We start from the raw sequence: 12,416 nt of genomic DNA on the forward strand, positions 1-12,416 counted from the left end.
GGAGGTAAGAATATGAATCAGGTAGATTCATTATTGAAGGGATCAGTGGATATGCATATCCACAGTGGTCCTGGATTAGTCAGTCGTTCGCTTGATCATGTAGAAGCGGCACAGGAAGCGATGGAGGCTGGACAAAAAGCGATCGTTATTAAGGATCAGCATATACCGTCGGCGGATACGGCAAATATCATTCAGAAATATATTGTAGGAGATGCACCCTTTCGTATATTTGGAAGTGTAGCTCTTAATAATGCGGCTGGAGGCGTGAATCCCCGTGTCGTAGAAGCAGCGCTTGGCTGTGGCGCAAAAGTGATATGGATGCCGACACTTTCCGCTAAATTTCATAAAGAAGGGCATGCAAAGATGTCTGCTAAGGCGCAGGCAGCAATGCCAAAGACAAAATTTGCGCTTTCTCAGGATCCTCCGCTGTCTATATTAAAAGAGGATGGGGGATTGATAGACGAAATCCATGAAATCTGTGAATTGATCGCACAGAAAAATGCAGTGCTTGGAACCGGACATCTTTCCTGGCCGGAGACATATGCGGTAATCAAAGCGGCGAAAGAGGCAGGAGTAGAGAAGATCGTTGTGGATCATCCGGAACATCTTTTGAAAGCGACCGCTGAACAGATGAAAGAACTGACAGATCAGGGCGTCTACGTAGAACATGTGTTGGCCTTGGTATATTCCAATAAGTCTTCCCATGAGAAAATCTATGAAATGATCCGTGCCCATGGCGTGGAATACTGTGTGGTAGCTTCTGATCTGGGGCAGGTGGGTCGTCCGCACCCGGTACAAGGTATGAGAAACTTTATCACAGATATGTTGGAAATGGGACTGACGGAAGCAGAGATCCGCAAGATTACTTCCCAAAATCCGGGAGAGCTTCTTGATGTATAGAAAGTTGTATAAAAAGTAAGAGATTTGAGGAATAGCATATGACGAAGGAACAAAGAGAACTTCTGGAAAAGAAAGAAATGTTTCGCAAGGGCGGCGGAATCAAGGCGATCGAGAAACAACATAGCATGGGAAAACATACGGCCAGAGAGAGATTGGAACTGCTGTTTGATCCGGGGACTTTTGTGGAAACCGGGTTGTTTGTGAAACATCATGCTTCTGCCTTTGGAATGGCTGAGAAAGTTATACCGGCGGATGGAGTCGTGACAGGATATGGATATGTTGAAGGCCACCTTGTATACGCATATTCTCAGGATTTTACAGCGCTTGGCGGTACACTTGGCGAGATGCATGCAAACAAGATCGCCGCAGTACAAGAGGAGGCGTTGAAGACAAGAGCTCCGATCGTGGCGATCAATGATTCGGGAGGCGCCAGGATCCAGGAAGGTGTAAACGCCCTTGGAGGATATGGAAAGATTTTTACAAATAATATCCGATCTTCAGGTATCATTCCTCAGATTTGTGCAATCTTAGGTCCTTGCGCCGGTGGAGCAGTCTATTCGCCTGCATTGATGGATTTTGTTTTTATGGTGGATGATATAAGTCAGATGTTTATTACAGGACCACGGGTACTAAAAGAGGTGACTGGCGAGACGGTTTCATCCCAGGAGTTGGGGGGTGCGAGAATACATAGCGAGATAAGCGGATGCGCACATTTTAGAGACAGTACAGAGGAAGAATGCTTTGCCCGTATACGGAAATTGCTCGTATTGCTTACGGAACCGGAACAACAGAAAGGAAAGGAGGAGATACAAGGGCTGCGGCGCGATCAGAATATGGACTATATTGTGCCGGCGAATCCAAGACAGCCGTACAGTATGCGCAGTGTGATCGACGGCATTGCGGATCGGGGAGAATTTTTCGAGTATCAGGCAGAGTTTGCTCCGAATATAAGAACGGGTTTTATTCGTCTCAATGGAAGATGTACAGGAGTGATCGCAAATGAACCTATGGTGCTGGCAGGGTGTTTGGATATCAATGCTTCGGATAAAGCGGCCAGGTTTATCCGGACTTGCGATGCGTTTGAGATTCCCCTTCTGACACTGGAAGACGTACCGGGATATCTGCCGGGAAAAAGCCAGGAATATGGAGGGATCATCCGGCATGGGGCAAAACTTTTATATGCCTATGCAGAAGCCAGCGTGCCTAAAGTTACGGTGATTACGAGAAAAGCCTATGGAGGAGCCTATATTGGTATGTGTTCGAAGCATCTGGGCGCAGATTATGTATTTGCCTGGCCCAGTGCTGAAATAGCTGTTATGGGGGCGGAAGGAGCTGCCAACATTATATTTGCAAAAGAAATCAGACAGGCAGAAGATCCGGAAGAAAAACGTAAGACCTGTATCCGCCAATATGAAGAAGTTATGATGAATCCATATTTGGCGGCGGAATCGGGATATGTGCAAGATATTATTGTTCCATCGCAGACAAGAGAGCGAGTGGGGGCGGCCTTTCACGCATTGGCACATAAAATGGAACAAAGAATACAAAAAAAGCATGGAAATATCCCGTTGTAGATGAGAAATGTGGGGAATTATGTAAAGAGAGGAATTGTGAGATGAAAAACGAAAAAATGACGGAAAGAAAAAGGAGAATACGAAGAGAACCTAAGGTCTGGCAGGCACTTCTAGCGCTTGTCTGTGTCATTGCCGCTGTTGTGGCAGCGATCAGAGGCGGAGTAGGAATCCAGATGGGGCTTGCCATGGGCGGATGTATTGCTATTGTATTTGCTTTATTGATGGGGAATAGGTGGGAGGATATACAAAATACGATTAAGCGTGTTGTTGGTGATTCGGCGACGACTTTGCTGATTTTGATCAGTGTAGGTATGATGGTAGGGATCTGGATCATAGGCGGAACCGTGCCGACGCTGCTTTACTATGGGCTGAAACTTTGTTCTCCGGCAGTGATCACACCGCTGACATTTGTATTGTGTGCGATCACATCCTTGTTTACGGGGAGTTCCTTCGGTTCTATCGCAACAATGGGACTTGCTCTGTTTGGTGTGGGGATCAGTATGGACATTTCAGCGCCTTTGATGGCGGGGGCTGTTTGTTCAGGCGCCTTTTTCGGCGATAAATTGTCCCCTTTATCCGATACTACGAATGTGGCTGCAGACATGTCCGGAACTCGTCTGTATGACCATATCGGTTCTATGATGTATACGACAGTGCCGGCTACTATCGTGTGTCTGATCTTATATACTGTTCTGGGCTTGAAGAGTGCGTCTGCAAATGCAGATTTAAGCAGTGTGCAGACGATCATGACGACGTTGGATTCTAATTTTAATATCAGCATTCTGGCATTGATTCCGGCGCTTTTGGTCTTGATCACATCAGCTATGAAAATGCCGGCAGTTCCTGCGATGTTGGGCTGTACCGCAGTTAGCGGCGTATTTGCGTGTGTGTTGCAGAAGGCAAGCTTGTCGGAAGTATTAGGAGCTGCAATGAATGGTTTTGTCTCTGAAACTGGTGTGGAGATGGTTGATAAGATCTTATCCCGCGGCGGTATGATCTCTATGTATGGTACAGTTGCGATCATCATTCTTTCCGCAACGATGGGAGCAGTATTGGAGAAGAGCGGTGTTATCGAATGTCTGGTAAAAGATGTATTGCTCAAGGCAGTGCACAAACCGCGCGGTCTGATCCTTTCCACAATGGTATACTGTTATTCTCTGTTATTTATCTCCGGGCATCAGGTAATGCCGATCATTCTCGGAGGACGTACATTCCGGCCGGCATATGATAAAATGGGTATACAGTCCCGGGTATTATCCAGGACATTGGAAGATACGTGTACGATCGGCGCGCCGTTAGTTCCATGGGGAACATCCTGCGCATATATGTATTCCGTATTAGGAATAGGAATTGCGTATATACCGTATGCATTTTTAAGCTTTATCGTACCATTGTTTGCAATCCTCTATGCATGTACAGGGTGGTTCATATGGCGTAAAGAACCGGCCGCAGAGGCAGAAACAGCATAACGATAGATTGTGGGGCGGCCCATTGCTTTTAGCAGGGCTGCCTTTTGGGAGAAAAGAATGATCAAGATAAAACCATCTGTAATAGCCAATCAGAAAATGACATATGCACGGGAAAATAAGCTTCATATACGCATCGATTGTTCCGATGGGATCAACGATCTTTTGCTGCCGGAGTGTTGTTCAAAAGCAGATCTGGCAGAATATCCCCAGGATAATACACTGCTGGATGAATTGGTTTTGTACTGGAAACAAGCGGCGGAAATAAGGAAAGATATGCTTTTGCTGGGAAATGGCTCCCAGCAGCTTTTGTATCTTGTCAATAAACTATTGATCGAGAAAGGGACAGATGTATTGGGATATGCGCCGCAGTATTCTTCTTATGGTTCGGACGTTGTATTTTGCGGCGGCGCCTACCGGGCTTGTTCCACGGGTGAAAACTACCGGTTTGAAGCAGCTCGCCTGCTGGAGCAGATGAAGAGTACGGACACGGTTATATACATAGACAATCCAAATAATCCTACAGGACAATGTATTGCGCTGGAACAAATCGAATATATCGTGAAAGAAGCGGCAAAAGATCATATATGTGTACTTGTAGATGAAGCATATGGGGAGTATATGCCTGTAGAAAATTCTGCTGTCACGCTTATAAAGGAATATGATAATATCATTGTGCTCCGCACATTTTCCAAAGGTTTTGGTCTTGCGGGACTCAGACTTGGATACCTGGTATCAAATCCTGAGATTATACGGGAGATGAAAAAATTGACTACGCCGTATGATGGAAATATACTTGCCCGGCGGATGGGCGTGCGAGTGCTTAAGGAAAAAAACTTCCTTCTTAATCTGCGCAAGACGGTACGCAGCATAAAACTTCCTATCCTGTATACTTCTTTTACTCATCTGAAAATTGCATGTACAGATCTGCATGTCCCTATTTTGCTTTTCAGTCATGTGGATCCGGATTTCGAATTGGCAGAGGCTTTGGCGGAGAAAGGACTCGGTACGGTGTCGGGACAGAATTTTTACTGCCTGGGAGCCAATGCAGTACGCATGCGCATCCCGACAAGAGGAGATTTAGACGAGGTGCTGAAGATTTTGCGAAAGATCGATCAGATGAAATAAGTACTTGTTTGTAAAGAAATACTGTTGACAACAATAATTATATTTGCTATATTACATATAGAACAAATACCCCGGAGAGATTCCGGGGATTCTTTTTCTTTATACAGAAGATTTTGATATTTCATACAGGAGAAAAAGTTCTTTGAACATTGTTGGAAAGATAGAGAGGTGATCAGAAATGGCAGAAAAAAGAGATTATTATGCGGTGTTGGGTATTGCTAGAAATGCAGATGAAAATGAGATTAAAAAGGCATACCGAAAACTGGCAAAGAAATATCATCCAGATACAAACACGGGGAATGTACAGGCAGAAGAAAAGTTTAAAGAAGTCACAGAGGCATATACTGTGCTCAGTGATAAAGAAAAGAGAACATTGTATGATAGATTTGGACATGCTGCCTTTGATGGGAGTGGAAACCCGAGTGAGAACGGTGGTTTTTACGGAGGAGAAAATTTTGGCGGAGGAAGAGGTTTCCGTGGACAGTCGGGCAACTATCAGGAATATCATTTCGAGAGTGGTGATATGGAAGACCTGTTTGGAGACCTGTTCGGCGATATGTTTGGGGCTGGAAAAACGAACACCCAAGGTTCTGACTTTTATGACTTTTCGGGAAGGGCTTTTTCAAAGCGGGGAAGTGACGTGCAGACGGAAGTGGAAGTAACCTTTGAGGAGGCGGTTTTTGGCTGTGATAAGCTGGTACATCTGCAGGAGGAGAACGGGAAGAGACAGTCCCTTAAGGTGCATATCCCGGCGGGTATTGATACAGGTAAGACCATTCGTCTGCGGGGTAAAGGGAGAAAAGGAGTCGGCACGGGGCAGCCGGGCGATCTTCTGATGAAAGTGAAAGTTGGCGGGAAACCGGGATTCAGAAGAGAAGGAATGGACGTGTATACGTCTGTTTCTATACCATTTACAACGGCTGTGTTTGGCGGAGAAGCAGAGGTTAGAACTTTGAATGGAAAGGTGAGATGCAAAATACAGGCAGGCATCCAGTCGGGGACGAAGATACGGTTGCGTGGGAAGGGCATTGTCTCTATGAAACAACCGCAGGTGTATGGAGATATGTATGTGACGGTACAGATCCAGGTCCCTGTGGATCTTAACAGAGAAGCCAGGCAAAAGCTAAAAGAATTTGAGGCTGCATATAGAAGTCAGGAAACCAAAAAGACGAGTGCGGCATAAGCACATCTGCCTGGCAGAGGGGGTTATGCGTCTTCCATCAGTATAGCGATGGCGACGGCGTCTTCTTCTGCAAGAGTCTGTGCACAAAGCAGGACATCCTGTACATAAGACTGTGCAAGACTCAATGCAGAGGCAATTTCTATGATACTTTTGCCCTCCTTGCAGAGGGACAAGATCTGCTCGATTTCCCGTGTTTTTAAGCGAAGTGTAGTATTAGTAACAGAAGAAGTGGATTGGTTCATTAAAAAGTCTCCTTTGAGGGAAAAATATTTGTGGCGTTATTATAGCATAGTTTTCCCGACATGGCAAAGTGCAGTGACTTTTTGATACCTTTTATATTGTTCTTCCCATAAGGGGCGTTCCTGCGGATGGTATTCTGTGATAGAAAAAGAATTCTTAAGAAGCCGGGCAGCTTCTTTTTCATTTTCGATATATCCTAAGGAGCGGAACTGAATGAGGGCGTTTCCGATGGCAGTTGCTTCTATGGGACCGGCGGCAACGGTTTTGCCGGTAGCATTAGCGATATACTGACAGAATGCTTTGTCTTGTGAAGCGCCTCCTAAAAGATGTACAGTATCTGTTTTATGCCCGGTGATCTGCTCCAGTTTTTCTATACTTTCTCTGTATTTAAAAGCCAAAGATTCCATCACTGCACGATAAAATTCTCCGGGGCGTGTGAGAGGAGGCTGCTTAGTTTTTATACAGTATTGGTTTATCGCTGCCTCCATATTTTCGGGGGAAGCAAAAAGACTATCATCCGGATCTATCAGGCAGGCAAATGCGGAAGCTTCGTCTGCAGCTTTGAGAAGCGTAGCATAATCGTCGGGCAGACCGTTTCTTTTCCAATAACGGCGTAGCTCCTGAATCAGCCACATTCCCATGATTGTTTTTACAAGTTTGACTTTTCCAAAAGCGGCGCCTTCGTTGGAAAAGCCGTTTTGATAGACGGTGTCTGTAATGACGGGTTGATCTGTCACCATACCGATAATGGACCAGGTGCCTGAATTGATAAAAATATAGTGAGGATCTTCTGCGGGCACTGCGTGAGCGGCAGAAGCTGAATCGTGCTGTGCTGTGGCGATCAAGGAAAGTTTTTTGCCGGAGGGGATACCAATCTGGCGTTTGATCTGCGGCAGTACATCCCCTTTATGTGTACCTGTCATCACAATTTCGGGAAAGAGTGAAGGGGACAGATGTAGTTTCATCAATATTTCCGGGCATAACTGTTGGTGTGCAAGATCATATAATTGTGTGGTGGAAAGGCTCGTATATTCCAGACTTTTTTGTCCTGTAAAAAAATATCCCAGCACATCGGCGAGCATAAGGAATACATGCGCATTTTCGAAAATCCTCGGATTACGACGTTGTATGCCCAGGATCTGGTACACCGTGTTATACCACATATCTTGTACTCCTGTTAAGGAGAAAAGTCCTCCTTTTTTAAAGAGAAGCACAGCCTTTTGTATCATTCCTTTCGCCTGTGCGTCTCTATATTGATAGGGAGGAGCGATGCATTCATCTTCTCCGTCCAGAAGCGCAAAGTCCACACCCCATGTGTCGATCCCAAAAGCTTCAGCAGAATCTGTTATGCGAAAAACTTTTTGCAGTCCGGTTAAAATTTCTTGGAATAAATAAAAGAGATCAGTATAAATACGGTCTTGTATGTGGATCCCTTCATTAGAAAAACGATGGACCTCTTCTAGATGAAGCGTATCATCTAGAAGTGTTAGCAGAATGACGCGTCCGCTGGATGCGCCCAGATCTACGGAAATTACACTTTTTTTCTTCATGGATAGTTTCCTCTTTTTTATTTCTGTGGTGTTTTTGATATGGATTTATAGAGTTCTGAAACAGAGTGGAACTTTTCTGCTTTTCCCGGGACAGGAAGCGCGCGTTTTTGTATGACAGTATCCAATTGTGCCACTGCTTTTTCAGGTATTGGTTTGAAATTGCCCAAAAGCTCTGCGATTACGACAGATTGCGCCATACATTCCATCATCTGCATCATCTCTACACCGTCTGCCGCGCCGTTAGGACTGCACATCAAAGCACCGTGGTTTTCCATAAGGAAACCGTTTGAATCTTCGATCACCTGGTCGAATTGCAGGGAGAGGGCTTCTGAAACCGGTGTTTCGTAGGGAACCATCAGAAGAGGACCTACCTCAAGTACCGGTTCCGGGAGTACAGGTTGGGCGAGCAGTGAAGACTTGGCGATCGCAAATCCTGTGAGAACAGGAGGGTGTGCGTGAACAACAGAACGGATGTCAGGACGTTTAGCCATGATACGCACGTGAAAAGGGGTTTCGCCGGTAGGTTTTTTTCCCTCTGGCGCGAAAACCGTCTCTCCATTCCGATTGACGATACAGATGTCTTCAAAACGGACAAGGCGTTTTGGTGTCTTTGTAGGTGTGATCAGGATAAGATCATCTTCTGTGCGCAGGGAGAGATTCCCTCCTGCAGAAGTAACGTATCCTAATTCCGCAAGTCTATGGCTTGCGTCTATCAGTTCAGTGATTTCTTTTTCGTATTTTATTTGCAAATGGTTCATAGTAGATTCCTTTCTTAATCGAAATATAATAAAAAAGTTTGTGCCGGAACGCATTCACTTCTTCTGGAAGTGAGGGGGACGCGGATGAGGCGGCATTCCGGCACAAACTTTTTTATTTCAGAGGTTCTGGTCCTAATTCGACTTCTCCTAATGTTTTTACTTCAAAACCATTTTTCTTAAATTCTTCGTAATCAAAAGCTTCCAGTTCATCATAAGCGAGTTTGTGGAATTCATAGAAGTTTTTCCAGTCTTCATAACCATCGCCCAAATTGTGCTCTAAAAATGCGTCGGCCATTGCGATTCCGGTCTGCGGAGCTACATAATGTGCGCCCATTGCCATTACGTTACAGTCGTTGCCGGTGATACAGCGCAGTGCAGAAGGAACACTTTCTACAACAGCTGCGTGTACGTGCGGACATTTGCTGGCTGCAATATGGATGCCCATGCCAGTACCGCAGAAGATCAGGGCTCTTTCAAATTCCCTTTCTGCGATTTTAGCGCCGACTTTCAGACCGATGCGATGGAACATCTCTGGATTTTCTTCGTCTTCTGTCTTTACCCCGATGTCTGTAACGGTCCAGCCCTTTGCCTTTAAATGTTCTACAACTGCATTTTTCAAAGGAACTCCTGCGATATCCGCGCCTACTAAAATTTGTTTGTCTTTTACTGTTTTCATAAAGATACCTCCTTATAGTTTTTATTTTTATTAGTTTCTTTTTTCAATTGCTGTGATCATATCCAGGCGATTCTGGTGGCGTCCGCCTTCGTATTTGGCGTTTAACCATTCGTCTACGATCATTTTAGCCAGTTCGATCCCTACGACTCTTGCGCCAAATGCCAAGATATTCGTGTTGTTATGCTGTTTTGAAAGTCTGGCAGAATAAGGTTCACTGCATACACATGCCCGTATACCATTTACTTTGTTGGCGCTCAAGGATATGCCGACGCCTGTTCCGCAAATAAGGATGCCGCAGTCCACTTCGCCGGTGGCTACCAGATTGGCCACTTTTTCACCGTAAACAGGATAGTCGCAGCGTTCCGGTGAATGTGTGCCTACATCTGTGACAGCGATACCCTGCTCCTGCAGATATTCTTTAATCTTCAATTTCATTTCAAGGGCAACGTGGTCGTTTCCAATTGCGATTTTCATAATCTGTTCCTCCACTGTTATGATCATATATTGTTTTTGAATATACCGCACATAGCATCCTGCTCAATACGTTCCAGCATACTATAAGCCATATGAAGATCGCTTCCAGATACGACTACGCCATGTAAAGGCATGATACAGCCGATCGGATAGGTTTCGGCAAGTTCTCTTCTGTTGTCCCAATACTTGTAGATTTCTTCATGCAGGTTTTTCGTGTATGCTTTTGTGTAAGGGATACACTCTACGGGGCCTCGTTTCATTGTGGCTTCCGTAATGTTTGGTATCGGCTTGGATTGTGCCACATATACCATGCAGTACTGCGGATGTGCGTGGATAGTAGCCTTGATATTGTTGAATTTTGTAAGGAGAAGGACGTGCATATATCCTTCCCGGGAAAGCTTTCCGGTTCCTTCCAGAATATCCATATTGGAGTTGATCAGAAGAAAATCTTCCGGCTGCAGTTCGCAGAAATGCCTTTCTGACATCAGGGAGGGAGAGATAAGGATACGGTCATCATCTACCCGCACGGCAAAATTTCCTCCCGCGGCATTGGTGAGGCGCCGGTCCCACATATAATGTGCGACTTTGCACATATCCTCACGGTCTTTTAAATAAGAAATTCCAGCCATAAATATCATCCTTTCTGAGTGTGAAACATAAGTTATTGTATATATTCCAAAAAGCGCTGTGTGTTTCTGTTGTCTGTAGTGCGAAAACCGACCGGATGAGGAGATTTCGTATACATTCCGTGAAAATCGCTTCCTCCGGTTGCCAGCAAGTCATAAGAAGCGGCAATCTCCAGACAGGTCTTTGTTACATCTTCCGAGTTCTTATAGTGCATACATTCGATCCCATGGATTACTTTCTCGCGAGCAAGACGGCGTATAAGGTCCACAGAATCGAATTGTCCGGGATGTGCGATCACAACGATTCCTTCTGCCTGGTGCATCACGTCGATCACTTCCAGAGTATCCGGGTAGTGGATCGGAACATAACAGGAGCCCTGCTTTCCTATCAATTCACCGAGCAGAGGACCGAAAGGGTGGTTGGTGATCCCTGCGTTTGCCAACGCCATCATAATATGGGACTCGAAAATAGATGCGCTGTGCCTGGAAAGATCAAGCACATCCTCTGTCTGCACGGCAGGATAAAGTTTTTGGATTTTTTCGGCCATTGCAAGTTTGGCTTCCCGGCGCCGTCTTGAGGTTTCATCTAGAACTGGCTCCAAAATAAGCGGTTTTTTTGGAGCGTAGCATAGAACATGAACCGGACGCCCGGTAAAAGGATCTTTTGTTGTACATTCCACGCCGGGAACGACTGTAAGAGAAGTTCCATCTGCATAAGTGCAAAGGCGGGAAATGCCGTTCATGGTATCATGATCTGTCAGAGCGATCAAGTCAAGTCCCTGGCGCAGTGCATATTTCCCGATCTGCTCCGGAGTGGCGGAACCATCTGAAAATATGCTGTGACAGTGAAGATCACCTTTCATAAGAAACACATCCTTATTTTTCTTTTAACATAGCGAAGAATTCATTCTCCAGTTCTTTTGGCGCATTTAGGTATTGATACAGATCGGGATTTTTCAAGAATTCTGTATATACCGGAACGTCTTTGTAAATTCCCAGTTTTGGACTGTCTGTCGGTACAACGATCTTAGGTTCGCATGCAAATGTGTAATTTGGATTTTTCTCGATCTGATACCCTGTCTCTGTGTGGTATACATAAGCGCTCATTCCGTGGCTTTGTTTTACACTGTCGTAGTAGTTCATACTGTTGACGGAGACGAGGTTGATAAATACCAGGGTTCCTTCACCGATATTTACTGTACAGTGTCCGTAATCCGGTGGGATGACAACGGTCTCTCCGGCGTGTACTTCGGCGAGAAGAAGATCGTTTACGGTTATAGGGCCTTCTTTTTTGTAATCATCGACACGCTGCATAACAAAGAGCGCAGTTCCACTGATCACCTGATATAGTTCTGGGAAGCTGAATGTTTCACCGGGGATTGGAAGGTGAAAGTGACCAGCGGTCTTTTTACATTCTTTTCCGGCATATCCCGGCAGGATAACGGTAGAATCATAGCGTAGAGCTACATCAGAAAAGGCTGTGCGTGTCTTATCGCTTACGATCGCTTTGTAAAAATCGTAGTATGGATCATCTGTCTTTTTGTAGTCCGGATCAGCCAGCAGACCTTCCATTTTGTCGGAATATTTGCGGGAGTAGTCTTCCCAGCGTATATCAGAAGAACTGCTTACAAGTTTTCCTGTTTCTTCATCTAATGCGATCGGCATGCCGAATAAAGTTAAATCTTTCATTTTTTCCTCCTAATTTTTGATACTTTGTCGGGCGAAGCCTGCCCGCCTGTAAGGCATGAATTGCGGGATGCCCGAATGGGTATACTTTGTCGGGCGAAGCCCGCCCGCCTGTAAGGCATGAATTGCGAGATGCCCGAATGGGTATACTTTGT

At 45.3% G+C, this 12,416-nt stretch carries 13 protein-coding genes; 5 read left to right on the forward strand and 8 right to left on the reverse strand.

All coding sequences use genetic code 11. The features are described 5' to 3' along the window. Positions 1-12 precede the first annotated feature (12 nt). The 5 genes from BN3282_RS01625 (at position 13) to BN3282_RS01645 (ending at position 6,251) form a co-directional block, all read left to right on the forward strand. On the forward strand, positions 13-900 hold the full coding sequence (locus tag BN3282_RS01625) for a DUF6282 family protein (protein ID WP_059066408.1): 888 nt from the start codon (positions 13-15) through the stop codon (positions 898-900). Positions 901-938: 38 nt separating this feature from the next. Continuing rightward, positions 939-2,474, forward strand: coding sequence for an acyl-CoA carboxylase subunit beta (locus BN3282_RS01630; protein WP_059066409.1), 1,536 nt, complete (start codon positions 939-941; stop codon positions 2,472-2,474). A gap of 41 nt (positions 2,475-2,515) precedes the next feature. Next, positions 2,516-3,943 carry a Na+/H+ antiporter NhaC gene (nhaC, locus tag BN3282_RS01635; protein ID WP_059066410.1) on the forward strand — a complete coding sequence of 476 codons (1,428 nt, stop codon included), beginning with the start codon at positions 2,516-2,518 and terminating at the stop codon, positions 3,941-3,943. Between the two features lie 57 nt (positions 3,944-4,000). After that, entirely contained in the window at positions 4,001-5,068 is a 1,068-nt protein-coding gene (locus BN3282_RS01640; protein ID WP_059066411.1) for a pyridoxal phosphate-dependent aminotransferase, read from the forward strand. A 178-nt stretch (positions 5,069-5,246) separates the two neighbouring features. Further along, entirely contained in the window at positions 5,247-6,251 is a 1,005-nt protein-coding gene (locus BN3282_RS01645; protein WP_059066412.1) for a DnaJ C-terminal domain-containing protein, read from the forward strand. Positions 6,252-6,274: 23 nt separating this feature from the next. Here the strand turns inward: BN3282_RS01645 and BN3282_RS01650 are convergent, their stop codons facing one another. From BN3282_RS01650 to BN3282_RS01685, 8 genes are all read right to left on the reverse strand, one after another. Beyond that, positions 6,275-6,493, reverse strand: coding sequence for a hypothetical protein (locus BN3282_RS01650; RefSeq protein ID WP_059066413.1), 219 nt, complete (start codon positions 6,491-6,493; stop codon positions 6,275-6,277). 39 nt (positions 6,494-6,532) lie between these two features. Further along, entirely contained in the window at positions 6,533-8,041 is a 1,509-nt protein-coding gene (locus tag BN3282_RS01655; protein ID WP_059066414.1) for a rhamnulokinase, read from the reverse strand. A gap of 17 nt (positions 8,042-8,058) precedes the next feature. Next, the gene (locus BN3282_RS01660) at positions 8,059-8,799 is read right to left on the reverse strand and encodes a class II aldolase/adducin family protein (protein WP_162858203.1); all 741 of its coding nucleotides are present in this window, start codon (positions 8,797-8,799) and stop codon (positions 8,059-8,061) included. A gap of 112 nt (positions 8,800-8,911) precedes the next feature. After that, a complete protein-coding gene (locus tag BN3282_RS01665; protein ID WP_059066416.1) occupies positions 8,912-9,475 on the reverse strand; it encodes an RpiB/LacA/LacB family sugar-phosphate isomerase in 564 nt (187 codons plus the stop codon). 30 nt (positions 9,476-9,505) lie between these two features. Further along, on the reverse strand, positions 9,506-9,949 hold the full coding sequence (rpiB, locus tag BN3282_RS01670; protein ID WP_059066854.1) for a ribose 5-phosphate isomerase B: 444 nt from the start codon (positions 9,947-9,949) through the stop codon (positions 9,506-9,508). 23 nt (positions 9,950-9,972) lie between these two features. Then, positions 9,973-10,578, reverse strand: a complete 606-nt coding sequence (locus BN3282_RS01675) for a class II aldolase/adducin family protein (protein WP_059066417.1) — start codon at positions 10,576-10,578, stop codon at positions 9,973-9,975. A 32-nt stretch (positions 10,579-10,610) separates the two neighbouring features. Continuing rightward, on the reverse strand, positions 10,611-11,438 hold the full coding sequence (locus BN3282_RS01680; RefSeq protein ID WP_059066418.1) for a PHP domain-containing protein: 828 nt from the start codon (positions 11,436-11,438) through the stop codon (positions 10,611-10,613). A 13-nt stretch (positions 11,439-11,451) separates the two neighbouring features. Then, positions 11,452-12,264 carry a glucose-6-phosphate isomerase family protein gene (locus tag BN3282_RS01685; protein WP_059066419.1) on the reverse strand — a complete coding sequence of 271 codons (813 nt, stop codon included), beginning with the start codon at positions 12,262-12,264 and terminating at the stop codon, positions 11,452-11,454. Positions 12,265-12,416 lie beyond the last annotated feature (152 nt).

Origin of the sequence: Mediterraneibacter massiliensis (assembly GCF_001487105.1) — a bacterium.
In the GTDB taxonomy this organism is placed as follows: Bacteria; Bacillota; Clostridia; order Lachnospirales; family Lachnospiraceae; genus Mediterraneibacter; species Mediterraneibacter massiliensis.

Coding starts and splice junctions, on each gene's coding strand:
- rpiB (WP_059066854.1), bottom strand. CDS start 9,949: ATGAAAATCGCAATTGGAAACGACCACGTTGCCCTTGAAATGAAATTG.
- BN3282_RS01675 (WP_059066417.1), bottom strand. CDS start 10,578: ATGGCTGGAATTTCTTATTTAAAAGACCGTGAGGATATGTGCAAAGTC.
- BN3282_RS01660 (WP_162858203.1), bottom strand. CDS start 8,799: ATGAACCATTTGCAAATAAAATACGAAAAAGAAATCACTGAACTGATA.
- BN3282_RS01685 (WP_059066419.1), bottom strand. CDS start 12,264: ATGAAAGATTTAACTTTATTCGGCATGCCGATCGCATTAGATGAAGAA.
- BN3282_RS01680 (WP_059066418.1), bottom strand. CDS start 11,438: ATGAAAGGTGATCTTCACTGTCACAGCATATTTTCAGATGGTTCCGCC.
- nhaC (WP_059066410.1), top strand. CDS start 2,516: ATGAAAAACGAAAAAATGACGGAAAGAAAAAGGAGAATACGAAGAGAA.
- BN3282_RS01650 (WP_059066413.1), bottom strand. CDS start 6,493: ATGAACCAATCCACTTCTTCTGTTACTAATACTACACTTCGCTTAAAA.
- BN3282_RS01665 (WP_059066416.1), bottom strand. CDS start 9,475: ATGAAAACAGTAAAAGACAAACAAATTTTAGTAGGCGCGGATATCGCA.
- BN3282_RS01640 (WP_059066411.1), top strand. CDS start 4,001: ATGATCAAGATAAAACCATCTGTAATAGCCAATCAGAAAATGACATAT.
- BN3282_RS01655 (WP_059066414.1), bottom strand. CDS start 8,041: ATGAAGAAAAAAAGTGTAATTTCCGTAGATCTGGGCGCATCCAGCGGA.
- BN3282_RS01625 (WP_059066408.1), top strand. CDS start 13: ATGAATCAGGTAGATTCATTATTGAAGGGATCAGTGGATATGCATATC.
- BN3282_RS01645 (WP_059066412.1), top strand. CDS start 5,247: ATGGCAGAAAAAAGAGATTATTATGCGGTGTTGGGTATTGCTAGAAAT.
- BN3282_RS01630 (WP_059066409.1), top strand. CDS start 939: ATGACGAAGGAACAAAGAGAACTTCTGGAAAAGAAAGAAATGTTTCGC.